Origin of the sequence: Pantoea sp. Cy-640, assembly GCF_011752635.1 — a bacterium.
Classification (GTDB): Bacteria; Pseudomonadota; Gammaproteobacteria; order Enterobacterales; family Enterobacteriaceae; genus Pantoea; species Pantoea dispersa.
On the sequence record NZ_VWXB01000004.1, the window covers coordinates 413,676 to 440,653 of the forward strand.

A 26,978-nucleotide genomic window follows, 5' to 3' on the forward strand; every position below is an offset into this window, starting at 1 on the left:
AGCACGGCAAGGGGCCGTGACAGGAGAGAGAATGACTTCATCGCCATGGAAAACGCCCGTTCTGGTGATTGCCGACGATTTTACCGGTGCCAACGACGCAGGCAGCGGCTTCGCGCTGGCTGGCGCGCGCGTCCACGTGCTGTTCAATAACCTGACGCCCCCGGAGGCCGGCGTTGCGGATGTGCTGGTAATCAGCACCGATAGCCGTGCGGTCAGCGCAGCGGAAGCCGCCAGCCGCACGCATGCCACCATGCAACCGCATCAGCAGATAGCGCAGCACGGCTGGCTGTTTAAGAAGATTGACTCAACGCTGCGCGGCAATCCAGGCGCTGAGGTGGCGGCCGCGCTGCAGGTCAGCGCGAAACGGCTGGCGCTGGTGGTGCCGGCGGTGCCTAAGCTGGGCCGCATCACGCGCGGCGGGGAAGTGTGGATCCATCAACAGCGCCTGACTGACACCGAATTTGCCAGCGATCCTAAAACCCCGGTGACCAGCAGTAACGTGCTGACGCGCCTGCAGATGCAATGCGACCTGCCGGGCGAGCAGATCGATCTTGCCACGGTACGCAGCGGCACGCTGGCCGCACGGCTGGCGACCAGTCAGGGCCTGCTGGTACTGGACGCGGAACAGCAGGCGGATATCGACGCCATTATCGCGGCTGCCGCGACGCTGCCGGAACGTCCGCTGCTGGTCGGCGCGTCCGGGTTAAGCGATGCGCTGGGTGCGCATCTTGCTGCGCGGCCCTCTCGCCCGGTGCTGGCGATAGTCGGTTCGATGAGCGCCATGGCGCAGCAGCAAATCGCCAGGCTCGCCAGCCAGCGTGACATCCGCTTGATTGATATTGATATTTGCCAGCTGTTTGCCACACCGGCATGGCCGCAGGCGGCGGCCTGGCAGCAGGCGATGGTCCAGGCGCTGCGCGAGGGCGTGCACTGTGTGGTGCGCACTACGCAACAGGCTGACCAGCGCCACGCGATTGCGCAGCTGTGTCAGCAGCAGCAGATTACGCGCCAGCAGCTCGGCGAGCGCATCTGCCAGTTTCTGGCGCAGCTGACGCGCGCCGTCTGCGCGCACATTCAGCCTGCCGGCCTGTTTCTTTCCGGCGGTGACGTGGCCATCGCAGTGGCGCAGGCATTCGGGGCCAGCGGCTTTCAGATTCAGGGCCAGGTGGCGGGCTGTGTACCGCACGGGGTTCTGCTTAACAGTGAATTACACCTGCCGGTGATGACCAAAGCGGGTGGCTTTGGTGATGAAAACACCCTGGCAGAAGCCATTCGTTTTATTGAGGAGAAGTCGAGTGAATAACACTATTGCGGTGACCATGGGCGATCCGGCGGGCATCAGCCCGGAAATCATCATTAAAGCGCTGGCAGAAGGGGAGCTGGCGGGCATTCCGGCGGTGGTGGTCGGCTGTGCCGCGACGCTGCGTCGGGTGCTGGCGCTGAACATTACGCCGCAGGCCGAGCTGCGCGTGCTGGACAGCGTGCAGGATGCGCATTTCGCACCGGGCATCATTAACGTCATCGATGAGCCGCTGGCCGATCCTGACGCGCTGCAGCCGGGCAAGGTACAGAAGCAGGCCGGCGATCTGGCCTGGCGCTGCGTGAAGCGCGCCACCGAACTGGCGCTGGCGGGCGACGTACAGGCGATTGCCACCGCACCGCTGAACAAAGAGGCGCTGCACGCGGCGGGCCACCTTTATCCCGGTCACACTGAACTGCTGGCACAGCTGACCCAGACCAAAAATTACGCCATGGTGCTGTATACCGACCATCTGAAAGTGATCCACGTGACCACGCACATCGCGCTGCGTAAGTTCCTCGACACGCTGAACGGCGAACGTATTCAGACGGTGATCGGCATGGCTGACCGCTTCCTGCGCCGCGTGGGCTATGACCAACCGCGCATCGCCGTCGCCGGGGTCAATCCGCATGCGGGCGAGAATGGCCTGTTTGGTGATGAAGAGATCACTACGGTGACGCCAGCGATCCAGGCAATGAAGCAGCAGGGCATTGATGTCTATGGGCCGTGCCCGCCGGATACGGTGTTTTTACAGTGCCAGCAGGGCCAGTACGATATGGTGGTGGCGATGTACCACGATCAGGGGCATATCCCGTTGAAACTGCTTGGCTTTTACGATGGCGTCAACATCACGGCGGGACTGCCGTTTATCCGCACTTCCGCCGACCACGGCACGGCATTTGATATCGCCTGGACAGGTAAAGCGAACTCTGCGAGCATGGCGATCTCGATAAAACTCGCGATGCAGCTTGCATAGGGAAATATGAAGGGACAAAGCCGTCTCGACCAGATTATGGACTATCTCAAAAGTCATAATCTGGTCACTGTTGAACAGCTGGTGAGCGCCATTTCTGCTTCGCCAGCCACCATTCGCCGCGATCTGATTAAGCTGGACAAGGAAGGGGTGATTAGCCGCAGCCACGGCGGCGTCACGCTGAACCGCTTTATCCCGACGCAGCCGACCACGCTGGAGAAGATGCAGCGTAACCTGGCGGAGAAGCAGGCCATCGCGCAGTTCGCCGCCAGCTATGTACAGTCCGGCGATGCGGTGGTGCTGGATGCCGGCACCACCATGCTGGAACTGGCACGACAGCTGACCCATTTGCAGCTGCGGGTGATCACCGCCGATCTGCACATTGCGCTGTTTTTGTCGGAGTTTAAACAGATTGAGACCACCATCATCGGCGGCCGCATCGACGACTCCAGCCAGTCGTGCATTGGTGAGCACGGCCGGCGCCTGCTGCGCAGTATCAATCCGGACATTGCGTTTGTCAGCTGTAACTCATGGAGTATTGAGCGCGGTATTACCACGCCGACGGAAGACAAAGCCGGGCTGAAGATGGATCTGCTGGCCAACGCGCGCCGGCGCATTCTGCTGGCCGACAGCAGTAAATATGGCTCATGGTCGCTGTACTGCGCGGCACCGATTGATAGCCTGACCGATGTGGTGACCGATTCCCGCCTTGATGAAGCGGTATGCCGTGATTTGCGCGAGCGCGGCATTGGCCTGCAGCTGACCGCGTAAATGTGCCGCCTGCATCAGCGGGTGAATGACGTGCGCTGCGCTACCGCGGCGCAGCCTTCACCCACTGCTGGCGCTGAGTTATAACAACTTCAATCCCGTCGCCGGGATATTGCGCCCGTAGTAAATCTCGCGCATCTCCTTCCACAGCAGATTGGTAATGCGCTTGTGCTCCTGCGGGCTCAGCTCTTCAGGTTTGGTGTTGAACAGGTAATACTTCAGATCAAATTCCTTCAACAACATCTTGGTATGAAAGATGTTTTCCTGATAAACGTTAACGTCCACCATGTCGTACATCGCTTTCATATCCTCGGACATGAAGTTCTGAATGGAATTGATCTCATGGTCGATGAAATGCTTCACGCCATTGACGTCGCGGGTGAAGCCGCGCACGCGGTAATCCACGGTCACGATATCCGACTCCAGCTGGTGGATGAGATAATTCAGCGCCTTCAGGGGCGAAATCACGCCGCAGGTCGAGACTTCTATGTCGGCGCGGAAGGTACATAAACCGCCTTCCGGGTGACTCTCCGGATAGGTGTGCACGCAGATGTGACTCTTGTCGAGGTGCGCCACCACCGAACTGGGCAGCGGGCCGGGATGCTCGGAATTATCGATATCCTGCGGATTGATCGGCTCTTCACTGACCAGAATCGTCACGCTGGCACCCTGCGGCTCATAATCCTGGCGCGCAATATTCAGCACGTTAGCGCCGATGATTGAGCAGGTCTCGGTGAGGATTTCCGTCAGGCGGTTGGCGTTATATTGCTCATCAATATAGGCGATATAGCCATCACGTTCGGCTTCGCTATTGGCATAGCAAATGTCGTAGATACAAAAACTCAGGCTTTTGGTCAGATTATTGAAGCCATGTAGTTTTAGCTTTTGCAATTGGGTTCACCTCCTGAGGTCAGCTGAGCGCGTTTAAAAGGTATTGCGGCAGGGCAAAGCTGCCGATGTGCAGCTGTGGCGTGTAGTAACGGCAGGGCAGTCCGGCCGCGGCAAAACGTGACTGCAGCGTCGCAAGGTCCGGCTGGCGCAGCGCCGGATTATCGCTCGCCCAGGCGAAGGTCATGATGCCGCCGTAGTAGGTCGGAATCGCCGCCTGGTAAAAGCTGACGTCAGCGAAATAGTGGCTGAGTTTGCGGTGGCTGTTGACCGCTTCATCCTGCTGCAGGAAGCAGACGCCGTTCTGCGCGACAAACACGCCACCGGGATTGAGTGCCTGTTTGCAGCCGGCATAAAACGCCGAGGTAAACAGGCTCTCGCCGGGACCGATTGGATCGGTACAGTCGGAGATGATCACATCAAACCGTTCCTGCGTCTGGCTGACGAAGTTAACGCCATCGTCGATTACCAGTTGCAGACGCGGATCGTCATAGGCGCCAGCGCTGTGGTTAGGCAGATGGGTTTGACAGAAATTCACCACGCCGGCATCAATTTCCACCATGGTGATGTGCTCAACGCGCTGATGCCGGGCGACCTCGCGCAGCATCGCGCCGTCACCGCCGCCGATAATCAATACGCGCCGGGCATTGCCGTGCGCCAGAATCGGCACGTGCGTCATCATTTCGTGATAGATAAACTCATCGCGCTCGGTGGTTTGCACCACGCCGTCCAGCGCCATCACGCGGCCAAACGCGGCGTTCTCAAAGATCACCAGATCCTGATGCGCGGTTTTATCGCGGTAAAGCAGATTGTCTACGCTGAAATATTGGCCAAAGCCGCTATGCAGCGTCTCATGCCAGGTCTCTTTGTCGGCCATGCCGGAGCGCTCCTTATGCTGTTAACGCGCAATAATGCCAGAAAAAAGCATAACGAATTATGACCGTGCTTGCACGGTCAGGGCGTTAACAGCAGCGCAGGGCGGAGGATTATTTCACGTAGGCAAGCAGGCTGAGGGAATCGCGCGCCAGCGACTTACACTTTTTGTCGTTGGTGATGGCGATACCGCTCAAATCTTTGTAGCTCTCTTCACCGAGGGATTTCATGTTGTAAGCGCTGTAATTGCTCAGATCCCAGCGGTTTTGCTGGGCAAAAAACACCAGTGCTTTACGAATCTGCGCGTCGGGCAGATCCTGATAGCCGCAATCATTTTTCAGATAGACAAACACCGCGGTGAGGTCAGCCAGATCTTCTGCTTCGGATTCGCTCAGGGCAAAACTGGTGGAGGAGAAGCCAAGGAGTCCCGCCAGCAGCAGGATCTTGATGCTTTTCGTCATAATCGTTCTCAACAAGGGACAATTTAATGACGTTAGCACAGTTATTGCCGGGATTCCGCTAAATTTGGCTAAATGGGCCACTGGCGCGCTTTTTATCCCGGCGGGCGCTTTCATCGCTTGACCCTCCCGCAGGGGAAAGGTTTACGCTGTGCCCCTATTCACGATAAGGATATGAATATGCAACGTCGTCATTTTCTCAAGCTGACCGCCGCCCTCAGTGCAGCCGGCGCGCTGCCCTTCTGGAGCCGCTCGCTGATGGCTGCTACGCGCCCGCTGTTGCCCATCCCGTCGCTGCTGGAGCCCGATGCACACGGCCAGTACACGCTGACCGCCATGACCGGCAACAGCCAGTGGAACGGCAAATCCGTCCCAACCTGGGGTTACAACGGTAGCCTGCTCGGCCCGGCGCTGCGCCTGCAGCGTGAGAAAAGCGTCACCGTCAATATTCACAATCGCCTGCCGGAAGCCACCACGCTGCACTGGCACGGGCTGGAAATTCCCGGCGCGGTGGATGGCGGTCCGCAGGCGCTGATTGCGCCTGGCGCTACGCGTCAGGTGAGTTTTACCCCCGATCAACCGGCGGCGACCTGCTGGTTCCATCCGCATCAGCATGGCAAAACCGGCTATCAGGTGGCGCAGGGGCTGGCAGGGCTGGTACTGCTGGAAGATGAGGCGTCCGGCAAGCTGCGGCTGCCGATGCAGTGGGGCGAAGATGATGTGCCGCTGATTTTCCAGGATAAGCAGCTCACTCAGGACGGCACGCGTATCGATTATCAGCTGGATATCATGCGCGCCGCCGTGGGCTGGTTTGGCGATTTAATGCTGACCAACGGCGTGCCGTATCCGCAGCACGCGGTGCCGCGCGGCTGGCTGCGCCTGCGCCTGCTCAACGGCTGCAACGCGCGCTCGCTGCACATCGCCGCCAGCGATAAACGTCCGCTGTACGTGGTGGCGAGCGACGGTGGCCTGCTGGCTGAACCGGTGAAGGTGGAGAGCCTGCCGCTACTGCCGGGCGAGCGCTTTGAAGTGCTGGTGGATACTTCAGACGGCAAAACCTTCGATATCGTAACGCTGCCGGTCACGCAGATGGGCATGACGCTGGCGCCGTTCGATCAGCCGCTGCCGCTGGTGCAGATTCTGCCGCTGCGCGTGATGGCCAGCGGTACGCTGCCAGACCAGCTGGTGGATGTGCCGCCGCTGCCGGCAACGGAAGGGCTGCAGAGCCGCTGGCTGCAGCTGATGATGGATCCGCAGCTGGATCAGCAGGGCATGCAGGCGCTGCAGCAGCGCTACGGTGCCAAAGCGATGGGCAGCCAGCACGGCGCGGGCAAACCGATGGATCACGGCAGCATGAACATGGACCATGGCGCGATGGATCATGGCAACATGGATCACGGCGATATGGCGATGGATCAGGGTAACCACGCCAGCAGCGCCGCATATGATTTCCACAACGGCAACAAAATCAACGGCCAGGCCTTCAACATGGAAAAGCCCATGTTTGCCGTGCCGCTGGGCAAATATGAAAAATGGACCATCTCCGGCGAAGGCGACGCCATGCTGCATCCGTTCCATATTCACGGCACGCAGTTCCGCATTCTGTCCGAGAACGGCAAGCCGCCTGCGGCGCATCGCGCCGGCTGGAAAGATATGGTCAGCGTCAACGGCTGGCGCAGTGAAGTGCTGGTGCGCTTCAACTACGTCGCCGATAGCGAAAATGCCTATATGGCGCACTGCCATCTGCTGGAGCATGAAGATACCGGCATGATGCTGGGCTTTACGGTGAGCTGACGGCCGCTTCCAGCGCCAGGCGGATATCCTCAATCAAATCATCGGCATGTTCGATGCCGATCGACAGGCGCACCGTCGCGTCGGTGATGCCGATGCGCTCCCGCACCTCCTGCGGCACGCCGGAATGGGTGGTGCTGGCGGGATGGCTGGCGAGCGACTCGGTGCCGCCGAGGCTCACCGCCAGTTTGAATAGCGCCAGCGCGTTGAGAAAGCGGAATGCCGCAGCCTGGCCGCCCTCGATATCAAAGGAGAAGGTGGAACCGGCACCGCTGCACTGGCGCTGCCAGGTTTCTCCTGCCGGACTGCTGGCGTCGAGATAGGGCAGCCAGTGCAGTTTCGCCACCTGCGCGTGATCGCGTAAAAATGCCGCGACCTGTTCCGCATTGCTGGCGGCTTTCTCCATGCGCAGCGACAGCGTTTCCAGCGAGCGGCCAATCATCCAGCTGGAGTGCGGATCGAGCTGGGTGCCAATCGCGCTGCGCAGCGAACGCACCTTGTTAATTAACGCCCGGCTGCCCAGCGCGGCGCCGGCAATCAAATCGGAATGACCGCCGACATATTTGGTCAGCGAATAGAGCGAGATATCCGCACCGTGCTGCAGCGGACGCTGAAACAGCGGGCCGAGCAGGGTGTTGTCGCAGGCGAGAATCGGCCGGGAGCCCTGCTGCTGGGTGATCACCTCCGCCACCTGACGCATCAGTTGGATGTCCACCAGACTGTTGGTGGGGTTGGCCGGTGTTTCAATCAGAATCATCGCGACGCGCCCGCGCTGCCACGCCAGCTTCGCGGCTTCATACACTTTATCTTCGTCGGTGCCGTCGCTGAATCCCACCGCTTTGATCTCCAGATCGTGCAGCGTTTTGCTCAGCAGCGTTTCGGTGCCGCCGTACAGCGGCTGCGAGTGCAGGATCACTTCGCCGGGACGGGCAAAGGTCAGCAGCGTGGTGGCAATCGCCGACATGCCGGATGAGAACAGCGCGGCGCTTTCGGCACCCTCATAAATGGCCAGCCGATCTTCGACGATCTCGCTGTTAGGGTGGTTGAAGCGGGAATAGACCAGCCCGCCGCTTTTGCCCGCCGGCGGTTGCTGGCGGCCGGCAACGAAATCGAAAAATTCTTTGCCCTCTTCGGCGCTGTTAAACACAAAGGTTGACGTCAGAAACACCGGCGGCTTCACCGCACCTTCTGACAGGCGCGGATCGTAACCGTAGTTGAGCATCTGCGTTTCCGGATGCAGTTCACGCGTGCCGATCTGCGTTTTTTTACCTGATGAAGCGGCCATAGGGATCTCCAGAGAGAGAGGGCAGGATGCTTACAGTTAACGCCAGCGCAATAAATTTCGCCACGATAACGTTTGCGTTCTGTGCGCGGCGTTAGCCTGTGCGTCGACTATGATAGAATGCGCGGCTTTCTGAAAACCTTCTTAGGCGAATGCAATGAAACACACCGTCGACGTGATGATCTCTGAGCAGGAGATCGCAACCCGTATTGCCGAACTGGGCAAGCAGATCAGCGAACACTACCGCAACAGCGGCAGCGAAATGGTGCTGGTCGGCCTGCTGCGCGGCTCCTTCATGTTTATGGCTGACCTGTGCCGCGCTATTGATGTCGCGCACGAAGTCGACTTCATGACCGCCTCCAGCTACGGCAGCGGCATGTCCTCTACGCGCGACGTGAAAATCCTTAAAGATCTCGATGAAGACATTCGCGGCAAAGACGTGCTGATCGTCGAGGACATCATCGACTCCGGCAACACCCTGAGCAAAGTGCGTGAAATTCTGCAGCTGCGTGAGCCAAAATCGCTGGCGATCTGCACGCTGCTGGATAAGCCGGAGCGTCGTGAAGTTGAGGTGCCGGTCGAGTTTGTCGGCTTTACCATTCCGGATGAGTTCGTGGTCGGCTTCGGTATCGACTACGCACAGCGCTACCGTCATTTGCCGTATATCGGCAAAGTTACGCTGCTGGACGAATAACCGCACAATCTTCCAAGGCTGATTCCCTCCGCCTGCGATAAGATGCGCAGCCCGTAACTCAATGACTTACGGGCTCGGCACGCGTTTTCCTGCGGCACGCAGAGTGGTAGAGTGTGGTGGGTTATCACTCTGCGCAATTCCTTTGATTTCACAACCGTTATCGCTGAATAACCCCGCACGCTCGACGCGAGCGCACTATCATTTCATATGGCTATGATGTCACTACAACAGGGTACGGACTCGCAATGACTTATGCACTGGAACTTTCCGGGCTGACCAAGACCTATCCCGGCGGCGTACAGGCGCTGAAAGGCCTCGATCTCAACGTGGAAGCAGGCGACTTTTATGCCTTACTGGGCCCTAACGGTGCCGGTAAGTCCACCACCATTGGCATTATCAGCTCGCTGGTGAACAAATCCAGCGGCAGCGTGCGCGTGTTTGGCTACGACCTGCAAAAAGATGTGGTCAACGCCAAGCGGCAGCTTGGGCTGGTGCCACAGGAATTCAACTTTAACCCGTTTGAAACCGTGATGCAGATTGTGGTTAATCAGGCCGGTTATTACGGCGTAGAACGCGCCGAAGCGAACAAGCGCGCGGAAAAATACCTTAATCAGCTCGACCTGTGGGGCAAGCGTAACGAACGGGCGCGCATGTTGTCCGGCGGGATGAAGCGCCGGCTGATGATTGCCCGGGCGCTAATGCATGAACCGAAACTGCTGATTCTTGATGAGCCGACGGCTGGCGTGGATATCGAACTGCGCCGCTCGATGTGGGTGTTCCTGAAAGAGCTGAACGCCAAAGGCACCACCATCATCCTGACCACCCACTATCTGGAAGAGGCGGAAATGCTGTGCCGTAACATCGGCATCATCCAGAGCGGCGAGCTGGTGGAGAACACCTCAATGAAAGGGCTGCTGTCTAAGCTGCAGTCAGAAACCTTTATCCTCGACCTGGCGCCGCGCAGCCCGCTGCCGCAGCTGGAGGGCTTCCAGTATCGTCTGGTTGATACCTCAACGCTGGAAGTGGACGTGATGCGTGAACAGGGGCTGAATAGCGTATTCAGCCAGCTGAGCGCGCAGGGCGTGCAGGTGCTCAGCATGCGCAATAAAGCGAATCGTCTGGAAGAGCTGTTCGTCAGCCTGACGCAGGGAAAAACAGGAGTAACCGCATGACGCATCTGTACTGGGTGGCGCTCAAGAGTATCTGGAGCAAAGAGATCAACCGTTTTGCCCGCATCTGGATTCAGACGCTGGTGCCGCCGGTGATCACCATGACGCTGTACTTCATTATCTTTGGCAATCTGATCGGCTCACGCATCGGCGATATGCACGGCTTCAGCTATATGCAGTTTATCGTGCCGGGCCTGATTATGATGGCGGTGATCACCAACGCTTACGCCAACGTCGCCTCGTCATTCTTCAGCGCCAAGTTCCAGCGCAACATTGAAGAGCTGCTGGTGGCGCCGGTGCCGACGCACATCATTATCGCCGGTTATGTCGGCGGCGGCGTAGCGCGTGGCGTGTGCGTGGGCGTGCTGGTGACGGCGGTGTCGCTGTTTTTCGTGCCGTTCCATGTATTCTCGTGGCCGATGGTGGCGATCACGCTGCTGCTGACAGCGATTCTGTTCTCGCTGGCGGGCCTGCTGAATGCGGTGTTTGCGCGCACCTTTGACGATATCAGCCTGATCCCGACCTTCGTGCTGACGCCGTTAACTTACCTCGGTGGCGTATTCTACTCGCTGGCGCTGCTGCCGCCGTTCTGGCAGGCGGTGTCGAAGCTCAATCCGGTGGTGTACATGATCAGCGGGTTCCGCTATGGCTTCCTTGGTATCAATGATGTTCCGCTGGTGTTGACGCTGTCAGTGCTGGTGGCGTTTATCGTGGTGTTTTACGTGCTGGTGTATGCGCTGATTCAGCGCGGACGTGGCTTGCGCACCTGAGGCGCAGCTCCGAATAAGAAGCCGCTGCCGGCGTCGTCCGGCGGCGGCTTTTTTTTACCCACTCTTCGCAATTCCAGACGCGTCTTGTGCTTTCAGTCTGTGGCTTTCCCCATAGTGGCCGCTGACCAAAAAAGCAGCGGGGAAGCGAAGAGTGAATCGGGTATCATGGATTGATAATTTACGCGGTATGAGCATTCTGGCGGTGATTTTTTTGCACTGCATGATTGCAGTGAACCAGCAGGCCGGGCACTTCACTGCCTTTAACGAGCTGGTGAATCAGCTGCTGGCGCCGGTGCGTATGGGGCTGATGTGCTTTGTCTCCGGACTGTTCGTCGCCAGCGGTTTACGTCACGGGCAGGCGTGCTATCTGCGAAACAAAGTCAGCAGCATTCTCTATCCGTTTGCCGTCTGGGCGCTGATCTACGGCGGGCTGAAGTGGACCTTCAGCGCGATGGCCAATCACCCACAGTCGCCGCTGGCCATCGCGCTCGGCCATCTGAGCGGCGGCGATATCACCTGGTTTCTGCACTCGCTGTTTCTGTTTTTTGTGCTGATTATCCCGGCGCGCCGCCTGCCTGCGGCGCTGGTGCTGACACTTTGCGTTACCGGTGCAGTGCTGCTGCCGCCGGTGCCGCCTGACTCGCTGTTTGCCAGTTTCGACAACCTGCATCTGAACAAGTCGCTGGTGCTGTTTGCCTTCTTCTACAGCGCCGACTGGCTGGTGCGCCAGGATATTGATATTGCCGCGTTCGCGCAGCGTCGTACGCCGCTGCTGCTGTCGCTGATCGCCTTTATGCTGCTCGCGGCGTTCAGCCTGTGGGGCGGGCTGCGTCAGCATTCGCCGTGGCTGCTGCCGCTGGCGCTGCCCTCAATCCCGCTGTTCGTTGCGCTGGCCTGCCGTATCAATCTGCGGGCGGTTAACTACGTTGGCCGCCATTCGATTGTGTTTTATCTGTCGCACTATCTGGCGATTCAGGTGTGCAGTAAATTGCTGCGCCACGACGGCCACTCTGCGTGGCTGGCTGACCTGCATTTTGTGCTGGCGTTCAGCGTCGCGCTGGCGTTGCCAACGGCGCTGTGCGTACTGCGGGCAAAAGGGTGGTTTGACTGGTTGTTTACGCTGAAGCGCAAAGGGCAGCCGCAGCTGGCGGGCGTATAAGGAAAAGGCGCGCTGTCAGTACAGCGCGCGGGATGATCAGGCCACCTGCACCGGTAGCGCTTTAGCGATACGTTTCATCTCGTTATCGCCGTCGAAGTAGGCCACTTTTGGCTGCCAGCTGCGCGCCACTTCATCTTCCACCTGCACATAAGAACAGATGATCAGCAGATCGCCCTGACAGGCGCAGCGCGCGGCCGCACCGTTGACCGAAATGATTTTCGAGCCACGCTCGGCGGCAATGGCATAGGTAGAGAAGCGCTGGCCGTTGGTGACGTTATAGATGTCGATGGCTTCGTATTGCAGAATGCCGGAGGCATCAAGAAAATCCTGATCGATGGCGCAGGAGCCTTCATAATGCAAATCCGCCTGCGTCACTTTTACGCGGTGCAGTTTGCCTTGTAATACGGTACGAATCATAGCGTGATACCTTTGTTATACCCGTGTGCGGCCGGTTTCCACCGCGCAGTGTGTAGCGGGTACATGCTGCCCATAAACGACGGCGTTAAACCGTCAGATCCACTTGCTGATTATCAATCAAACGCGCATTGCCGAGCCAGGCGGCCATCAGAATCACTGCGCGCTGGCTGTCGACCGTCAGCGGCTGCAGCGTATCGGCATCGCAGATGGCCAGGCCGTCCGGGCGCAGGCCCTGATCGCGCAGCGTCTGTTCGGCGTGCTCAATAATCTCATCCACGTGCCGCTCGCCGTTGCTGAGGCGCTGCGCCATGCTGTTCATCACCTGGCTGAGCACCGGCGCCAGCTTGCGTTCATCGGCAGTAAGATAGCCGTTACGTGAGCTGAGCGCGAGACCGTCTTTGGCGCGCACCGTCGGCACGCCAACGATGTCAATGTCAAAGCCCATGTCCGCTACCATCTTGCGGATGATCGCCAGCTGCTGAAAATCCTTCTCGCCAAAACAGGCGATATCCGGCTGTACCAGATTAAACAGCTTGCTGACGATGGTGGCCACGCCGCGGAAATGACCGGGACGGCTGGCACCCTCCAGCAGCGAGGAGAGGCCCGGGACTTCAACAAACGTCTGGCTGTCGAGACCCTGCGGATAGACATCGGCCGGCGCCGGGGCAAAGACCTGGTCGACGCTGTGGCGATTGAGTTTTTCACAATCGTCCTGCAGCGTGCGCGGATAGCGCGCCAGGTCGTCGGCGCGATCAAACTGCATCGGGTTAACGAAGATCGATACCACCACGATATCTGCGCGCTGGCGTGCTTCATCCACCAGCGTCAGATGCCCCTCATGCAGGTTGCCCATAGTGGGCACCAGCGCGATGCGTTTACCTGCCTGGCGCCAGCGTCGAATCTCACGGCGCAGCAGCGGCAGCGTTTCAATGATCAGCACTGCAAATCTCCTGATTTACTGGAAACTGTGTTCGGCAGCAGGGTAGGTGCCTGCCTCAACGTCGGCCATATACTGGCGAATTGCCGCACGAATGTCGCCGGTTTCCGCAAGGAAATTTTTGGCAAATTTTGGAATGTGGCCGCCGGTAATACCAAACGCGTCGTGCATCACCAGAATCTGGCCGTCGGTGACGTTACCGGCACCGATGCCGATCACCGGTACCGACAACGCTTTTGTGACGCGCTCAGCCAGCGCGACCGGCACGCACTCCAGCACCAGCAGCTGCATGCCGGCCGCTTCCAGCGCCAGCGCATCCGCCAGCAGGCGCTCGGCTGCTGCTTCATCGCGCCCCTGCACCTTGTAGCCACCGAAGATATTAACCGACTGCGGCGTCAATCCCAGATGACCACACACCGGCACGGCGCGCTCGGTCAGCATGTGCACGGTCTCTGCCAGCCAGGCGCCGCCTTCCAGTTTTACCAGGTTGGCACCGGCGCGCATCAGCTGCGCGGCACTGTCAAAGGTTTGCTGCGGCGTGGCGTAACTCATAAATGGCAGGTCGGCCATCACCAGCGCGTTGGGCGCACCGCGCCGTACGGCGGCGGTGTGATAAGCAATATCGTCGACTGTCACCGGCAGCGTGGAATCATGGCCCTGCACGGTCATGCCGAGCGAATCGCCAATCAGCAGCAGCGGAATGCCCTGGTCGGCAAACAGGCGCGCGAAGCTGAAATCGTAGGCGGTCAGCGTGGCGAACTTGCGGCCGCTGGCTTTCAGCTGGCGTAAGTGAGAGAGGGTGGTGGGTTTCATCGCAATCTCCAGCATTTTCTGATGCGCGCAGTGTACTGGATTGATTGCAAAGGCGATACGACGGGCGTGCGATTCTGCCGCGTCAGGCGGACCACAAGCGAATGCTGCTGCGGTCCAGCGTCGCCAGAATACCGGCCAGCGGCTGGCCGTTTGGCAGGCGCAGCGCTGGCGCGATCTCCAGCAGCGGCACCAGCATGAAGGCGCGGTTGTGCATATCGTAGTGCGGCACCGTCAGGCGCGGCGTGTGGATCACTGCATTGCCGAACAGCATAATATCGAGGTCCAGCGTGCGCGGGCCCCAGCGTTCGGCTTTGCGCACCCGGCCATGCTCCAGCTCAATGCGCTGGGTGTGATCGAGCAGCGTTTCCGCGGCCAGTGTGGTCTCCAGCGCCACCACAGCGTTGAGGTAATCCGGCTGATCCGGCGGGCCGTACGGTGGCGTGCGATAAAACGCGGAGGTGGCTACGCGGTGAGTATCGGGAATGGCATCCAGCGCGGCCAGCGCTGCATCAACCTGATGCAGCGGCTCGGCGAGATTACTGCCTAAGGCGAGATAGACCCGCGTCATGACGCGCTGTGGTTGCTGTCGCGGCGCGGGCCAGCAGGACGACGGCGTGGACGGCGCGGTTTACGGCGCGGAGCCGGATCGTCACCCAGGGTGTTGAGCATGGTTTTCTGCTGTGTCGGCACCGCCGACTGGAACTCGCCCCACCACTGGCTGAGGCGCAGCAGCTCGGCGTTGTTCTCGACTTCCGCACGCAGCGCCAGCAGGTCGTAGGCGGCGCGGAATTTAGGATGCTCCATCAGCTTCCATGCGCGCTTACCGTGACGGCGTGACATGCGCAGCTGCAGCTGCCAGATATCGCGAATCAGCGTGGTGATACGTTTCGGAATCGCCAGCGCACGGCAGGCTTCATCCAGCGTTTCGTTCATGGACAGCGCAAAGGCATCGAAATAGGTCAGGCCGCTCTCCTGCGCAATCTGCTCGGCTGACTCCAGCTGCGGATACCAGAACATCGCTGCAAACAGGAACGCCGGATTCACGCGCATATCGTTGTGCAGGCGGGTATCGGTGTTTTTCAGCACCTGCGCCAGCATGCGCTCCATCGGGCTGTCGCCCTGTTCGGTGAAGTTGCGCGCCAGCGTCGGGAACAGCGGCTGGAACAGCTGGTATTCGCGCATCATCAGATAGGTGCGATAACCGTAACCGGCCTGCAGCAGCTTCAGCGACTCCTCAAACAGGCGCGCCGGCGGAATGTCATTCAGCAGCGTGGCGAGGCGGGGAATTGGCTCGGCGGTTTCCGCCGCAATGCTCATGTCCAGCTTGGCGGCGAAGCGCACCACGCGCAGCATACGCACCGGATCTTCGCGGTAGCGCGTTTCCGGATCGCCAATCATGCGGATGATGCCTTCCTGCAGATCCTGCAGGCCACCGACGTAATCGCGCACGGTGAAATCAGCCACGCTGTAATAGAGGCTGTTGATGGTTAAATCGCGGCGCTGCGCATCATCTTCGATGTTGCCAAAAATGTTGTCGCGCAGCAGCATGCCGTTCTGACCGCGCTGCGAACCGTTGCGATCGTCGACGCTCTCTTCCTGATGGTGGCCGCGGAATGTGGCGACTTCAATCACTTCCGGACCGAACATCACATGCGCCAGACGGAAGCGACGCCCGACCAGGCGGCAGTTGCGGAATAGCTTACGCATCTGCTCCGGCGTGGCGTTGGTGGTCACGTCAAAGTCCTTCGGCTTTTTACCCAGCAGCAAATCGCGCACGCCGCCGCCAACCAAATAGGCTTCGTATCCGGCTTTGTTCAGGCGATACAGCACTTTGAGAGCGTTTTCGCTGATATCTTTGCGTGAGATATTGTGGCTTTCCCGGGGGATAACGGTCATTAGACTTACGGTTTCCACCTCTTCAGGGGCCTCCTCATCACGCTTGAGGACTCTCCGGCAAAAATTAGCGACTCGGGTAAAAATGGGACACCTCGACAGTGAGAAAATGGGTGTGAATAAAATCAGCGGCTAATCATAGCCTGTTGCGAACCATTTAGGAATGGCGTTGTCGACTCATCCGGTTGTTGCGCATCATGCCGCGGAATCGATGCGCTATCCCAGTGTGTAACGGCATGGTCCAGCAGCGCCTCCAGCCCATGGTCCTGCCAGCCTGGCAAAACCGACTGCCCCAGGAAGCTCAGCGCCTGCACCAGCACCGGTCGCGGATCGCCGTCCGGTAAGGCCGGCGCGTGGTTCTGCTTCGACAATTTATTACCGTCCGGGTTAATTGCCAGCGGCAGATGTAGATAAGCCGGCTCCGGCCAGCCAAACTGCTGATACAGCGCAATCTGGCGCACCGTTGGCTCAATCAAATCCGCACCGCGCACAATCTCCGTCACGCCCTGAAAATGGTCATCGACCACCACCGCAAGGTTATAGGCGAACAGGCCGTCACGACGGTGAATAATAAAGTCTTCCTGCGCCAGACGCGGCTCCGCCTGCAAGTGGCCGCGCAGGCGATCGTCAAAACCGTATACAGGCCCATGCTGACGCAGCCGCAGCGCGGCGCCCTCCGGCGGCAGATGTAAATCGCGGCAGTGACCGTCGTAAAAGCCGCCCAGCTGCTGAATGCGGCTGCGCGGGCAGGTACAGAAGTAGCTTTGACGGTGTTCGCGCAGCCAGCTCAGCGCCGCGCGATAGGCCTCGTGGCGCTGCGACTGCCACAGCACGTCGCCGTCCCAGTGCAGCCCATAATGCGTCAGCTGACGCAGGATGCGCGTTGCGGCACCGGCGACTTCACGCGGCGGATCGATATCTTCAATGCGCACCAACCAGCGGCCCTGCTGCGCGCGCGCGCTCAGGTAGCTGCCTAATGCGGCTATCAGCGAACCGAAATGAAGATCACCGGAAGGAGAGGGGGCGAAACGCCCGATGCAGGGAAGCGTGGCGGACATCATGCTGTGGTACACCGCACGGCGGGAAAACAGTGGTTTTCCCGGCTGTGCGGCGACAGTCTGTTAACGGCCATTAGCCTGCCATCTGCTTCTCGCGGATTTCTGCCAGCGTTTTGCAGTCAATGCAGAGATCGGCGGTCGGACGCGCTTCGAGACGGCGGATACCAATTTCGACCCCACAGGATTCGCAGTAGCCAAAGTCGTCGTCTTCCACTTTCTTGAGCGTTTTCTCAATCTTTTTAATGAGTTTGCGCTCACGATCGCGGTTACGCAGCTCCAGGCTGAACTCCTCTTCCTGGGCGGCACGGTCAACCGGATCCGGGAAGTTGGCAGCTTCGTCCTGCATATGCGACACAGTACGGTCTACTTCATCCCTGAGTTGGTTGCGCCAGGCTTCCAGAATCTTGCGGAAATGGCTCAGCTGGGCGTCATTCATATACTCTTCGCCCGGTTTCTCCTGATACGGCTCCACCCCAGCGATGGCGAGGATACTCAGGGACGATGTTTTACGGTTTTGCCCTTCTTGCATGTTGTTTCTCCTGGATAACACGCACTACCCGTTCTGTTTCAGATTGCGAAAGCCTTTGCCTGCAACCCGACGCATGCGGGGCATATCGATTCCCATCAGGGAAAAAAACAGGCCGCTATAAATAGCAGAAGCAATCAAGGTTGGCAATTATTCATGAACGCACCTTGACAAGCCTGTGAGGAACAGCGTATTTAGCGCACCGCTCAGAACATTCTTATCACAGCAAATAACGTTAAATATTACAACTGTGCGTTAATCGTTACCGTTAACGGCCGGGTAAGTAACATTTTTGCCGGTGAAATCTGAGCCTGATACGCCAACACTTCCACACCGCAGCGCTGCGCCTGTACCAGTAGTTCTGCGTATTGCGCATCGATATGGTGCGCCGGGGAAACGTCCTCAATCCCCGTGTGCAGAACAGCAAACAACAAAACGGCCCGGTGGCCTTCTGCCGCGATAGTGCTTAATTCGCGCAGATGTTTCTGTCCACGAGCCGTCACCGCATCCGGAAAATAGCCTTTACCATTTTGTAAAAGGGTGACGGACTTGACTTCAATATAGCAGTTGGCTTTGCCCTCCGCTTGCAACAGGAAGTCAATTCGGCTTTTTTCCGTGCCGTATTTCACCTCAGCCTGGCAGTAGCTATAAGCGGATAATTCCGGAATTGCGTCGCGCAGCAGCGCCTCGCGCACCAGTTGGTTGGCGCGCAGGGTGTTGACGCAAATCCAGTGGCCCTGCGCGGTTTGCGTTATTTCCCAGCTGTGCGGATATTTGCGCGTCGCGCTGGCCGAGGTGGAGTACCACACCGTGTCGCCTGGCGTGGCGCAGCCGGTCATCGCGCCGGTATTGGCGCAGTGCAGGGTAAAGGTGTCACCTTGCGGCGTAATGACATCGGCTAAAAAACGTTTATAGCGGGTGATTAAGCGGGCTGATTGTAACGGCGGATCGAACTGCATTTATGCTCCTGCGGCAGATAACAGTGGCCAGCGCGCCAGCCGGCGATAGCGCGTGCGTCCCTGCGTGAAACTGGACGCAAACAGCGCGAAATGACTCACCTCAACGCGCCAGTGAAAACCGCGCGGCGGCAGCGCCACGGCCTGCGCCGCGTGGCGCAGCAGGGTGATGTGCGGATGGAACGGCTGCGTACTCTGCGCACAACCATGGCGCGCGGCCTGGGCGCGCAGCAGGTTGGCCAGCTGCAGTAAACCGCGCGGCGCGCGCTGGCAGCCAAGCCACACCACGCCGGGACGCGGCCAGTGACCGGCGTCATCGAGATCCAGCGTAAAGCCCGGCTGGCGGATGCGTGCCGCCAGCTGCTGCAGCTGCTCCGCCGTTTCCGTGCTGACCTCACCGAGAAACGCCAGCGTCAGGTGCAGATTCGCCGCCGCCACCGGTTTACCCGCGTCTGCGGCGAAGCAATCGGCCCGCCATTGCACCAGCTGTTGCTGGAGGGCATCAGGCAATTCGAGGGCAAAAAACAGTCGTTGCGTGGCCATGCTGAACTCCGGTAATTGGCGCCGGGTGGTGTACAATGCGCGCCATCTTAGCACAGGCAGAGTGGGAGTTGAGTGTGAGTGAGTTACCGGTAAGCGAGGTACTGCCTGCATTGCTGGCCGCGCTGGCGCAGTCGCCACAGGTGCTGCTGGCGGCCCCGACCGGCGCCGGGAAATCCACCTGGCTGCCGCTACAGCTGCTGCAACAGGCGCAGCTGCCAGGGCAAATCATCATGCTGGAGCCGCGCCGGCTGGCGGCACGCAACGTGGCACAGCGGCTGGCGGAACAGCTGGGCGAACAGCCGGGCGGGACGGTAGGCTATCGGCTGCGCGGGGAAAACTGCAGCAGCGCAGCGACGCGTCTGCTGGTAGTCACCGAAGGCATTCTGACGCGCATGCTGCAACGCGATCCGCTGCTGGAGGGCGTATCGCTGGTGATCCTCGACGAATTCCATGAGCGCAGCCTGCAGGCTGACTTAGCGCTGGCGCTGCTGCTTGATGTGCAGCAGGGATTGCGCGACGACCTGAAAATTCTGCTGATGTCGGCAACGCTGGATAATCAGCAGCTACGCACGCTACTGCCCGACGCGCCGTTTATTGCGTCACAGGGGCGCAGCTTTCCGGTGATGCGACGTTACGCTTCGCTCAATCCGCAGCAGCGGTTTGAAGAGGCAGTGGCGCGCGAGGTGGCACAGCTGCTGCGTGACGAGCCCGGTTCGCTGCTGCTGTTTCTGCCCGGCGTGGCGGAGATTGAACGGGTGAAGCGTGAACTGGCGTCGCGCGTCAGTGATGAGGTGGATTTATCTCCTTTATATGGTGCGCTGTCGCTGGAGGCGCAGCGGCGGGCCATCCTGCCGGCCGCGCCGGGCCGGCGTAAAGTGGTGCTCGCCACCAATATCGCCGAGACCAGCCTGACGATTGAAGGCATCCGCCTGGTGGTGGACAGCGCGCTGGAGCGCGCGGCGCAGTTTGACGTGCGCAGCGGCGTGACGCGTTTGCTGACCCAGCGCATCAGCCAGGCATCAATGACGCAGCGCGCTGGCCGCGCCGGTCGCCTGGCGCCGGGGATCTGTCTGCATCTGCTGCCGCAGGAGCAGGCGCTGCGTGCGGCGGCGCAGAGTGAGCCGGAGATACTCACCAGCGATCTGGCCTCGCTGCAGCTGGATTTACTGCAGTGGGGCTGTCAGGACGCGGCTCAGCTGCAATGGCTGGATAGTCCACCGGCGCGCAGCCTGCAGGCGGCACGTCAACAGCTGCAGTGGCTCGGCGCGCTGGATAGCGAAGGACGGCTCAGCGCGCGCGGCCGTAAAATGGCGCAGCTCGGCAGCGATCCGCGTCTCACGGCGATGCTGTGCGCCGCCGGCGATGATGTGCACGCCATCGCCAGCGCGGCGCTGCTGGTGGCGATTCTGGAGGATCCGCCGCGCAGCGGCAGTGTCGATCTGCGCGATGCGCTCAACCAGCCACAGCCGCAGTGGCTGCGGCGCGCGCGCCACTGGCAGCAGCGCCTGAATGCAGGTCAGGGGCGCGTTGACGCCGATCGCTTCCCGGCGCTGCTGGCCGCCGGGTTTGCTGACCGGCTGGCGCAGCGTCGCGGTCACAGCGCGCGCTATCAGCTCGCCAATGGTATCGGCGCAATGCTGGATGAGCACGACGGCCTGAGCCGCTATGAGTGGCTGATTGCCCCGAGCCTGCTGCAGGGGGCCAGCAGCGCCGATGCACGCATGCTGCTGGCGCTGCCGGTAGAGATGGATGCGCTGCGCCAGCAGTGCCCGCAACTGGTGGAGCAGCGCACCGATGTGGACTGGGATGAGGACAAAGGCACGCTGCGCGTGTGGAAGCGGGAAGCGATTGGCGCGCTGATCCTGCGGGCCCAGCCGCAGGCGCGGCCCGAGCCGGAGATCCTGCATGCGGCGATGCTGCGCTGGATCCGCGAAAAAGGGCTGGCGGTGCTCGGCTGGACGCCAGAGGCAGAGCAGTTGCGTGTGCGCCTGCAGTGCGCCGCGCAGTGGCTGCCGGAAGAGGCGTGGCCGACGCTGGATGATGACACGCTGCTGGCCTCGCTGGAGCACTGGCTGCTGCCGGAGATGGGCAAAGTACGCGATTTAAAAGGGCTGCAGAGCGTTAATCTTGTCAGCGCTTTATTACATTTGCTGACATGGTCACAGCGGCAGCGGCTGGATACTGTGCTGCCAACTCATTACACTGTGCCGACCGGAAGTCGCCTGCCGATTCGCTACGACGCGGAAAAGCCCCCCGCGCTGGCGGTGCGTATGCAGGAGATGTTTGGCGAGGCGCAGAACCCGGCGGTTGCCGATGGGCGCGTTCCGCTAGTGCTGGAGCTGCTTTCGCCGGCGCACCGTCCGCTGCAGATCACCCGTGACCTCGCGGCGTTCTGGCGCGGTGCGTATCCTGAAGTGCAGAAAGAGATGAAAGGGCGCTATCCCAAACATCCGTGGCCGGACGATCCGGCCAGCGCCTTGCCGACGAGGCGCACCAAAAAATATTCCTCGTAGCCCGCAGTGGATCGAATTCAGAGGGTTCTGCCATGCGCGGCACGAGAAAGCAGTTAGAGTAGCGGCGCTGCCGTAGCTATGCCTGGAGAAAACAAAGCATGTCTGGGAACGATCGCGAACCTATTGGGCGCAAAGGAAAAGCGCCAAAGCCGCCGCGTAACGTTACGCGCCGGGGTCGCCGCAGGGAGCCTGAAGATGATATCGATCAGGACGATTTTGACGAAGATGATGAGGAGAGTGCGCCGGTGCCACCCAAAGGTAAAGGAAAACGACCCGCGCGTGGCAAACGCCGCTGGTTAGGCTGGTTGATTAAACTCTTCCTGGTGTTTGTCGTGGTGATGGCCGCCTGGGGCGTCTATCTCGATTCGGAAATCCGCAGCCGCATTGACGGTAAAGTGTGGCAGCTGCCAGCGGCCGTGTACGGGCGCATGGTCAGCCTCGAACCGGGCATGGCTTACGACAAGAAAGAGATGATTGCGCTGCTGGAAGGCACGCAGTATCGCGAAGTGTCGCGCATTACCCGTCCGGGTGAGTTCAGCGTGAAAGGCAACACCATCGACCTGCTGCGCCGTCCGTTTGATTTTCCGGACAGCAAAGAGGGCCAGATTAACGCGCGTCTCACCTTCAGCAACAACGAGCTGAGCGAGATTAAAAACCTCGATACCGGACGCGACTTTGGCTTCTTCCGCCTCGATCCGCGGCTGATCACCATGTTGCAGTCGCCAAACGGCGAGCAGCGTCTGTTTGTGCCGCGCGCCGGGTTCCCGGATCTGCTGGTCGATACACTGATCGCCACCGAAGACCGCCACTTCTACGAGCATGACGGCATCAGCCCGTACTCGATTGGTCGCGCCTTCCTCGCCAATATCACCGCCGGTAAAGCGGTGCAGGGCGGCAGCACGCTGACGCAGCAGCTGGTGAAAAACCTGTTCCTCACCAACGAACGCTCGCTGTGGCGTAAAGCGCGTGAAGCCTATATGGCGGTGATCATGGATGCGCGCTACAGCAAAGATCGCATTCTTGAGCTCTACCTGAACGAGGTGTATCTCGGCCAGGCGGGCAACGACCAAATCCGCGGTTTCCCGCTGGCCAGCCTGTACTACTTTGGCCGCCCGGTGGACGAACTGAGCCTTGATCAGCAGGCGATGCTGGTCGGCATGGTCAAAGGTGCGTCGCTGTACAATCCGTGGCGTAATCCGCAGCTGGCGCTGGAGCGTCGTAACCTGGTGCTGCGTCTGCTGCAACAGCAGAAAGTGATCGACCAGGAGCTGTACGACATGCTGTCGGCGCGGCCGCTTGGCGTTCAGCCGAAAGGTGGGGTGATCACGCCGCAGCCGGCATTTATGCAGATGGTGCGTAATGAGCTGCAGGCGAAGCTGGGCGATAAGGTCAAAGACCTCTCCGGCGTGAAGATCTTCACCACGCTCGATCCGATTTCGCAGGATGCGGCAGAAAAAGCGGTTGAAGACGGCATTCCCACGCTGAAGAAACAGCGCGGGCTGAAAGATCTGGAAACCGCGATGGTGGTGGTCGACCGCTTCAGTGGTGAAGTGCGCGCCATGGTCGGCGGTGCCGATCCACAGTTTGCCGGCTATAACCGCGCGCTACAGGCGCGTCGCTCGATTGGCTCACTGGCAAAACCGGCGACCTATCTGACCGCCCTCAGCCAGCCAAACAGCTATCGCCTGAACAGCTGGATCGCCGACGAGCCGATCGCGCTGAAACAGCCAAACGGCTCGGTGTGGAAGCCGATGAACGACGATCGTCGCTTCAGCGGTAAAGTGATGCTGGTGGATGCGCTGACTAACTCGATGAACGTGCCAACCGTTAACCTCGGTATGACGCTGGGACTCGATGCGGTAGTGGATACCTGGACCAAACTGGGCGTGCCAAAAGATCAGCTGCATCCGGTACCGGCCATGCTGCTGGGGGCGCTTAACCTGACGCCGATTGAAGTGGCGCAGGCGTTCCAGTCAATTGCCAGCGGCGGTAACCGCGCTGCGCTGTCGGCGGTGCGCTCGGTGATCGCGGAAGATGGCACGGTGCTGTATCAGAGCTTCCCGCAGGCGCAGCGCGTTGAGCCGGCGCAGGCGGCGTATCTGACGCTGTATACCATGCAGCAGGTGGCCGATCACGGTACGGCGCGGGCGCTGGGCGCACGCTTCCCGGGTGCGCATCTGGCGGCGAAAACCGGTACCACCAATGACCTGATCGACAGCTGGTTTGCCGGTATCGACGGCAAAGAAGTGGCGATCACCTGGGTTGGCCGCGACAATAACCAGACCTCGAAGCTGTACGGTGCCAGCGGTGCGATGCAGATCTATCGTCGCTACCTCGACAACCAGGCGCCGATGCCACTGGTCCTGACGCCACCGGAAAATATCACTCAGATGAATATCGATTCGGCCGGTAACTTTGTCTGCGGCAGCGGCAGCAGCACCTGGCGTTCGCTGCCGGTGTGGGCGCTGGATCCGAACGCGCTGTGCCAGCAGCAACAGCAGCAGATTCAGCAGCAGCAACAGCAAGAGCAGCAACAGCAGCAACAGCAACAGCCGCAGGGCGAGCAGAAGGACTCTGACGGCGTCGCGGGCTGGATTAAAGATATGTTTGGCAGTAAATAAGCCATCCGGCACTGCACCGGCTTTATACCTTCAGAGCCTGTGCAGTGCCGGCGTTTTACCACCACGTGGCGGTGCCCGATACATGGCGGCGCTCCAGCCTGAGTCTTGCATAAAAGCTGAATTTAACTCCCTCTGGCGCTGCGGCGCCTTTTTCTTTGCCCGCCATTTTTTTAGCCGCGATCATGGATTTGTGCGATCCGCTGGCAAACTCACCGCCATCAGGCATTACATCTTGCGGTGCTTGCCGGGTTTCGCCTAAAATCCGTGCGTCTAATAATCATTCTCGTTTCCATTCGCCTGCATTGTTCTATTTTCATGAGATCCCACTATGAATGCGCGAAACACTTTTCCTTGTTCTCTGCGCGCGGTGACCACCCGTCGACCGCTCGCGTTATTGATTTCCCTGACTCTGGGCACACTCAGCATGCAGGCGCTGGCCGAAGATACCGTGGTGGTGACGGCGGATGGCGGCAGCGGCGTCGCGCAGGAGAGCGCATGGGGACCGTCGCCGACCATCGCCGCTAAACACAGCGCGACTGGCACCAAAACCGATACGCCAATCGAGAAGAATCCGCAGTCGGTGTCGGTGGTGACGCAGGAAGAGATGTCAATGCATGCGGTGACCAGCGTCAAAGGTGCGTTCAATTACACGCCAGGCGTGCTGACCGGTAACCGCGGCAGCTCGGACGTTATCGATGCGCTGTCGATTCGCGGCTTCAGCGAAACCAACACCAACCAGTATCTGGATGGCCTGAAGCTGCAGGGTGACAACTATTCCGAATTCGCTATCGATCCTTACTTCCTTGAGCGTGCGGAGCTGCTGCGCGGTCCGGTGTCGGTGCTGTACGGTAAGAGCAACCCGGGCGGTGTGGTGTCACTGGTGAGCAAGCGGCCGACCCAGGAGACGCTGCGTGAAGTCCAGTTCCAGATGGGCACCGACAACCTGTTCTCCACCGGCTTCGATTTTGGCGGCTCACTGGATGATGACGGTGTTTACAGCTATCGCCTGACCGGCCTGGCGCGCAGCGCCGATGCGCAACAGGAGATGAACAAAGAGAAGCGCTATACCCTTGCGCCTTCGTTCAGCTGGCGTCCCGATGCCAATACCCGCTTTGACCTGCTGACCTACTTCCAGAACGAACCGGAAACCGGCTATTACGGCTGGCTGCCGCGTGAAGGCACCGTGGTGGGCATCACCCGGCCGGACGGCAGCAGCTATAAGCTGCCCACCAATTTTGATGAAGGCGAAGACAGCAATAAGATCTCGCGCAACACCAAAATGGTTGGCTACAACTTTGAGCACAGCTTTAACGATACCTGGACGGTGCGCCAGAATCTGCGCTATGCCGAAATGCAGACCGATTATCGCAGTATTTATGGCTTCGGTTATAACCCTGAGAATCAACTGATTACCCGCAATGCCGCATTCTCAAAAGAAAAACTCAACCAGTTTGCCGTGGATACGCAAGCGCAGGCTAAATTCGCAACCGGTGATTTAGCCCATACGTTACTGCTGGGCGTCGATTTTCAGCGCACCCGTAACGATATTGATGGTCAGTTCGGCACCGCTACCGGCCTGAGTCCATTCAATCCGCAATATGGCAACGACAGCTACACCCCTTATGACGATCCTTATCAGCGTTTGAACCAGCAACGCCAGACCGGTCTGTACGCGCAGGATCAAATGGAGTGGAACCGCTGGGTACTGACGCTCGGTGGCCGCTACGACTACGCGATGAATTCCGTTACCGACCGCGTAGCGCAGAGCGTTGATCGCCAGAACGATCAGGCCTTTACCTGGCGTGGTGGTGTTAACTATGTGTTCGATAATGGCATTGCACCTTATTTCAGTTACAGCGAAGCGTTTATTCCTAATGCTGGCGCAACATGGGGCGGCGAAGCGTTTGATCCGTCACGCGCTAAACAATATGAAGCGGGCGTAAAATATGTTCCCAAAGATCGTCCGATTGTCATGACGGCGGCGGTCTATCAGCTGACCAAAACGAAGAACCTGACGGCCGATCCCGATGCAAGCCATCAGTTTGCCAGCGTGCAAAGCGGTGAAATCCGCTCACGCGGCGTCGAGCTGGAAGCCAAAGCGGCGCTTAACGCCAACATTAACCTGACGGCGGCTTACTCTTATACCGATGCGGAATACACCGAAGACACCTTGCTGAAAGGCCGTACGCCGGTGCAGGTGCCGAAGCATATGGCTTCGCTGTGGGGTGATTACACCTTCCACGAAACCGCCCTGTCGGGCTTCACCGTGGGTGCCGGGGTGCGCTACGTGGGTGAAAGCAAAGGTCTGTACGCCAGCGGCGCAAATGCCAACCAGAACTTTGACGTCGCCGCGTACACCACTGTAGATGCCGCACTGAAGTACGATCTGGGCCGCTTCGGCTTGCCGGGCTCAACCGTCGGCGTCAACATCAACAACCTGTTCGATCGCGAATACGTTGCCAGCTGCTACCGCGACTACGCCTGCTACTGGGGCGCAGAGCGCCAGATCGTCGGTACCGCCACCTTCCGCTTCTGATACTGAACACAGGGCGCTGCGGCGCCCGTTAACCAGGGAT

General features: G+C 59.7%; 25 protein-coding genes. 11 read left to right on the forward strand and 14 right to left on the reverse strand.

Features of this window, described 5'->3' with window-relative positions:
- The first annotated feature begins 31 nt into the window (after positions 1–31).
- The 3 genes from F3J36_RS13375 to F3J36_RS13385 are packed head-to-tail and all read left to right on the forward strand — an operon-like array spanning position 32 to position 3,044.
- Entirely contained in the window at positions 32–1,303 is a 1,272-nt protein-coding gene (locus F3J36_RS13375; RefSeq protein ID WP_166719857.1) for a four-carbon acid sugar kinase family protein, read from the forward strand.
- Entirely contained in the window at positions 1,296–2,276 is a 981-nt protein-coding gene (locus tag F3J36_RS13380) for a D-threonate 4-phosphate dehydrogenase (RefSeq protein WP_166719858.1), read from the forward strand. Before F3J36_RS13375 ends, F3J36_RS13380 begins: the two co-directional genes overlap by 8 nt.
- Positions 2,277–2,282: 6 nt before the next feature.
- Positions 2,283–3,044 carry a DeoR/GlpR family DNA-binding transcription regulator gene (locus F3J36_RS13385; RefSeq protein WP_022547144.1) on the forward strand — a complete coding sequence of 254 codons (762 nt, stop codon included), beginning with the start codon at positions 2,283–2,285 and terminating at the stop codon, positions 3,042–3,044.
- Positions 3,045–3,122: 78 nt separating this feature from the next.
- On the opposite strand, the gene speD is transcribed toward F3J36_RS13385, so the two are convergent.
- The 3 genes from speD to F3J36_RS13400 all read right to left on the reverse strand — a co-directional run bounded on the left by speD (position 3,123) and on the right by F3J36_RS13400 (position 5,263).
- On the reverse strand, positions 3,123–3,932 hold the full coding sequence (gene speD / locus F3J36_RS13390; RefSeq protein WP_021507527.1) for an adenosylmethionine decarboxylase: 810 nt from the start codon (positions 3,930–3,932) through the stop codon (positions 3,123–3,125).
- Between the two features lie 19 nt (positions 3,933–3,951).
- Entirely contained in the window at positions 3,952–4,806 is an 855-nt protein-coding gene (speE, locus tag F3J36_RS13395; protein ID WP_166719859.1) for a polyamine aminopropyltransferase, read from the reverse strand.
- A 109-nt stretch (positions 4,807–4,915) separates the two neighbouring features.
- A complete protein-coding gene (locus F3J36_RS13400) occupies positions 4,916–5,263 on the reverse strand; it encodes a YacC family pilotin-like protein (protein ID WP_021507525.1) in 348 nt (115 codons plus the stop codon).
- A 177-nt stretch (positions 5,264–5,440) separates the two neighbouring features.
- On the opposite strand from F3J36_RS13400, the gene cueO reads away from it, so the two are divergent.
- Positions 5,441–7,054, forward strand: a complete 1,614-nt coding sequence (gene cueO / locus F3J36_RS13405; RefSeq protein ID WP_166719860.1) for a multicopper oxidase CueO — start codon at positions 5,441–5,443, stop codon at positions 7,052–7,054.
- On the opposite strand, the gene F3J36_RS13410 is transcribed toward cueO, so the two are convergent.
- Entirely contained in the window at positions 7,041–8,336 is a 1,296-nt protein-coding gene (locus F3J36_RS13410) for a cystathionine gamma-synthase family protein (RefSeq protein WP_058759511.1), read from the reverse strand. The genes cueO and F3J36_RS13410 overlap by 14 nt on opposite strands.
- Positions 8,337–8,490: 154 nt before the next feature.
- Between F3J36_RS13410 and hpt the strand changes: the two genes are divergently transcribed.
- The 4 genes from hpt to F3J36_RS13430 all read left to right on the forward strand — a co-directional run bounded on the left by hpt (position 8,491) and on the right by F3J36_RS13430 (position 12,125).
- Positions 8,491–9,027, forward strand: a complete 537-nt coding sequence (hpt, locus tag F3J36_RS13415) for a hypoxanthine phosphoribosyltransferase (protein ID WP_021507522.1) — start codon at positions 8,491–8,493, stop codon at positions 9,025–9,027.
- A 245-nt stretch (positions 9,028–9,272) separates the two neighbouring features.
- Positions 9,273–10,199 (forward strand): ABC transporter ATP-binding protein, encoded by a 927-nt coding sequence (locus tag F3J36_RS13420; RefSeq protein WP_166719861.1) that lies wholly within the window; start codon positions 9,273–9,275, stop codon positions 10,197–10,199.
- Positions 10,196–10,966: an ABC transporter permease gene (locus F3J36_RS13425; RefSeq protein ID WP_021507520.1), complete on the forward strand. Its 771-nt coding sequence runs from the start codon at positions 10,196–10,198 to the stop codon at positions 10,964–10,966. The genes F3J36_RS13420 and F3J36_RS13425 overlap by 4 nt, the downstream gene beginning before the upstream one ends.
- Before the next feature lie 151 nt (positions 10,967–11,117).
- Positions 11,118–12,125 carry an acyltransferase gene (locus F3J36_RS13430; protein WP_166719862.1) on the forward strand — a complete coding sequence of 336 codons (1,008 nt, stop codon included), beginning with the start codon at positions 11,118–11,120 and terminating at the stop codon, positions 12,123–12,125.
- A gap of 36 nt (positions 12,126–12,161) precedes the next feature.
- On the opposite strand, the gene panD is transcribed toward F3J36_RS13430, so the two are convergent.
- The 9 genes from panD to thpR all read right to left on the reverse strand — a co-directional run bounded on the left by panD (position 12,162) and on the right by thpR (position 19,268).
- Positions 12,162–12,542 (reverse strand): aspartate 1-decarboxylase, encoded by a 381-nt coding sequence (gene panD, locus F3J36_RS13435; RefSeq protein ID WP_021507518.1) that lies wholly within the window; start codon positions 12,540–12,542, stop codon positions 12,162–12,164.
- 85 nt (positions 12,543–12,627) lie between these two features.
- Positions 12,628–13,482 carry a pantoate--beta-alanine ligase gene (gene panC, locus F3J36_RS13440; RefSeq protein ID WP_166719863.1) on the reverse strand — a complete coding sequence of 285 codons (855 nt, stop codon included), beginning with the start codon at positions 13,480–13,482 and terminating at the stop codon, positions 12,628–12,630.
- A 15-nt stretch (positions 13,483–13,497) separates the two neighbouring features.
- A complete protein-coding gene (gene panB, locus F3J36_RS13445; protein ID WP_166719864.1) occupies positions 13,498–14,292 on the reverse strand; it encodes a 3-methyl-2-oxobutanoate hydroxymethyltransferase in 795 nt (264 codons plus the stop codon).
- Between the two features lie 82 nt (positions 14,293–14,374).
- Positions 14,375–14,860, reverse strand: coding sequence for a 2-amino-4-hydroxy-6-hydroxymethyldihydropteridine diphosphokinase (gene folK / locus F3J36_RS13450; protein ID WP_166719865.1), 486 nt, complete (start codon positions 14,858–14,860; stop codon positions 14,375–14,377).
- On the reverse strand, positions 14,857–16,272 hold the full coding sequence (gene pcnB, locus F3J36_RS13455; RefSeq protein WP_206099480.1) for a polynucleotide adenylyltransferase PcnB: 1,416 nt from the start codon (positions 16,270–16,272) through the stop codon (positions 14,857–14,859). Before pcnB ends, folK begins: the two co-directional genes overlap by 4 nt.
- 38 nt (positions 16,273–16,310) lie before the next feature.
- Entirely contained in the window at positions 16,311–17,246 is a 936-nt protein-coding gene (gluQRS, locus tag F3J36_RS13460) for a tRNA glutamyl-Q(34) synthetase GluQRS (RefSeq protein ID WP_371742018.1), read from the reverse strand.
- A 70-nt stretch (positions 17,247–17,316) separates the two neighbouring features.
- Positions 17,317–17,772, reverse strand: a complete 456-nt coding sequence (gene dksA, locus F3J36_RS13465; RefSeq protein WP_021507512.1) for an RNA polymerase-binding protein DksA — start codon at positions 17,770–17,772, stop codon at positions 17,317–17,319.
- 239 nt (positions 17,773–18,011) lie between these two features.
- The gene (sfsA, locus tag F3J36_RS13470) at positions 18,012–18,728 is read right to left on the reverse strand and encodes a DNA/RNA nuclease SfsA (RefSeq protein ID WP_166719866.1); all 717 of its coding nucleotides are present in this window, start codon (positions 18,726–18,728) and stop codon (positions 18,012–18,014) included.
- Positions 18,729–19,268 carry an RNA 2',3'-cyclic phosphodiesterase gene (gene thpR / locus F3J36_RS13475; RefSeq protein WP_058770594.1) on the reverse strand — a complete coding sequence of 180 codons (540 nt, stop codon included), beginning with the start codon at positions 19,266–19,268 and terminating at the stop codon, positions 18,729–18,731. It lies immediately after the preceding gene.
- Positions 19,269–19,303: 35 nt separating this feature from the next.
- Between thpR and hrpB the strand changes: the two genes are divergently transcribed.
- Together hrpB and mrcB are read left to right on the forward strand one after the other, a co-directional pair.
- The gene (gene hrpB / locus F3J36_RS13480) at positions 19,304–21,781 is read left to right on the forward strand and encodes an ATP-dependent helicase HrpB (RefSeq protein ID WP_166719867.1); all 2,478 of its coding nucleotides are present in this window, start codon (positions 19,304–19,306) and stop codon (positions 21,779–21,781) included.
- Between the two features lie 98 nt (positions 21,782–21,879).
- Positions 21,880–24,402: a bifunctional glycosyl transferase/transpeptidase gene (gene mrcB, locus F3J36_RS13485; RefSeq protein WP_166719868.1), complete on the forward strand. Its 2,523-nt coding sequence runs from the start codon at positions 21,880–21,882 to the stop codon at positions 24,400–24,402.
- A gap of 55 nt (positions 24,403–24,457) precedes the next feature.
- Here mrcB and F3J36_RS13490 read toward each other — a convergent pair whose 3' ends face one another.
- Positions 24,458–24,628 carry a hypothetical protein gene (locus F3J36_RS13490; protein ID WP_166719869.1) on the reverse strand — a complete coding sequence of 57 codons (171 nt, stop codon included), beginning with the start codon at positions 24,626–24,628 and terminating at the stop codon, positions 24,458–24,460.
- A 102-nt stretch (positions 24,629–24,730) separates the two neighbouring features.
- Between F3J36_RS13490 and fhuA the strand changes: the two genes are divergently transcribed.
- Complete coding sequence (gene fhuA / locus F3J36_RS13495; protein WP_058759519.1) at positions 24,731–26,938, forward strand: ferrichrome porin FhuA; 2,208 nt, start codon at positions 24,731–24,733, stop codon at positions 26,936–26,938.
- Positions 26,939–26,978: the final 40 nt, after the last annotated feature.

Excerpts from the sequence above, each read along its gene's own strand:
- F3J36_RS13375 (WP_166719857.1), top strand. The coding sequence starts at position 32 with ATGACTTCATCGCCATGGAAAACGCCCGTTCTGGTGATTGCCGACGAT.
- F3J36_RS13385 (WP_022547144.1), top strand. The coding sequence starts at position 2,283 with ATGAAGGGACAAAGCCGTCTCGACCAGATTATGGACTATCTCAAAAGT.
- speE (WP_166719859.1), bottom strand. The coding sequence starts at position 4,806 with ATGGCCGACAAAGAGACCTGGCATGAGACGCTGCATAGCGGCTTTGGC.
- F3J36_RS13400 (WP_021507525.1), bottom strand. The coding sequence starts at position 5,263 with ATGACGAAAAGCATCAAGATCCTGCTGCTGGCGGGACTCCTTGGCTTC.
- cueO (WP_166719860.1), top strand. The coding sequence starts at position 5,441 with ATGCAACGTCGTCATTTTCTCAAGCTGACCGCCGCCCTCAGTGCAGCC.
- F3J36_RS13410 (WP_058759511.1), bottom strand. The coding sequence starts at position 8,336 with ATGGCCGCTTCATCAGGTAAAAAAACGCAGATCGGCACGCGTGAACTG.
- hpt (WP_021507522.1), top strand. The coding sequence starts at position 8,491 with ATGAAACACACCGTCGACGTGATGATCTCTGAGCAGGAGATCGCAACC.
- F3J36_RS13420 (WP_166719861.1), top strand. The coding sequence starts at position 9,273 with ATGACTTATGCACTGGAACTTTCCGGGCTGACCAAGACCTATCCCGGC.
- F3J36_RS13425 (WP_021507520.1), top strand. The coding sequence starts at position 10,196 with ATGACGCATCTGTACTGGGTGGCGCTCAAGAGTATCTGGAGCAAAGAG.
- panD (WP_021507518.1), bottom strand. The coding sequence starts at position 12,542 with ATGATTCGTACCGTATTACAAGGCAAACTGCACCGCGTAAAAGTGACG.
- panB (WP_166719864.1), bottom strand. The coding sequence starts at position 14,292 with ATGAAACCCACCACCCTCTCTCACTTACGCCAGCTGAAAGCCAGCGGC.
- folK (WP_166719865.1), bottom strand. The coding sequence starts at position 14,860 with ATGACGCGGGTCTATCTCGCCTTAGGCAGTAATCTCGCCGAGCCGCTG.
- gluQRS (WP_371742018.1), bottom strand. The coding sequence starts at position 17,246 with ATGATGTCCGCCACGCTTCCCTGCATCGGGCGTTTCGCCCCCTCTCCT.
- dksA (WP_021507512.1), bottom strand. The coding sequence starts at position 17,772 with ATGCAAGAAGGGCAAAACCGTAAAACATCGTCCCTGAGTATCCTCGCC.
- sfsA (WP_166719866.1), bottom strand. The coding sequence starts at position 18,728 with ATGCAGTTCGATCCGCCGTTACAATCAGCCCGCTTAATCACCCGCTAT.
- thpR (WP_058770594.1), bottom strand. The coding sequence starts at position 19,268 with ATGGCCACGCAACGACTGTTTTTTGCCCTCGAATTGCCTGATGCCCTC.
- hrpB (WP_166719867.1), top strand. The coding sequence starts at position 19,304 with ATGCGCGCCATCTTAGCACAGGCAGAGTGGGAGTTGAGTGTGAGTGAG.
- mrcB (WP_166719868.1), top strand. The coding sequence starts at position 21,880 with ATGTCTGGGAACGATCGCGAACCTATTGGGCGCAAAGGAAAAGCGCCA.
- F3J36_RS13490 (WP_166719869.1), bottom strand. The coding sequence starts at position 24,628 with ATGCCTGATGGCGGTGAGTTTGCCAGCGGATCGCACAAATCCATGATC.
- fhuA (WP_058759519.1), top strand. The coding sequence starts at position 24,731 with ATGAATGCGCGAAACACTTTTCCTTGTTCTCTGCGCGCGGTGACCACC.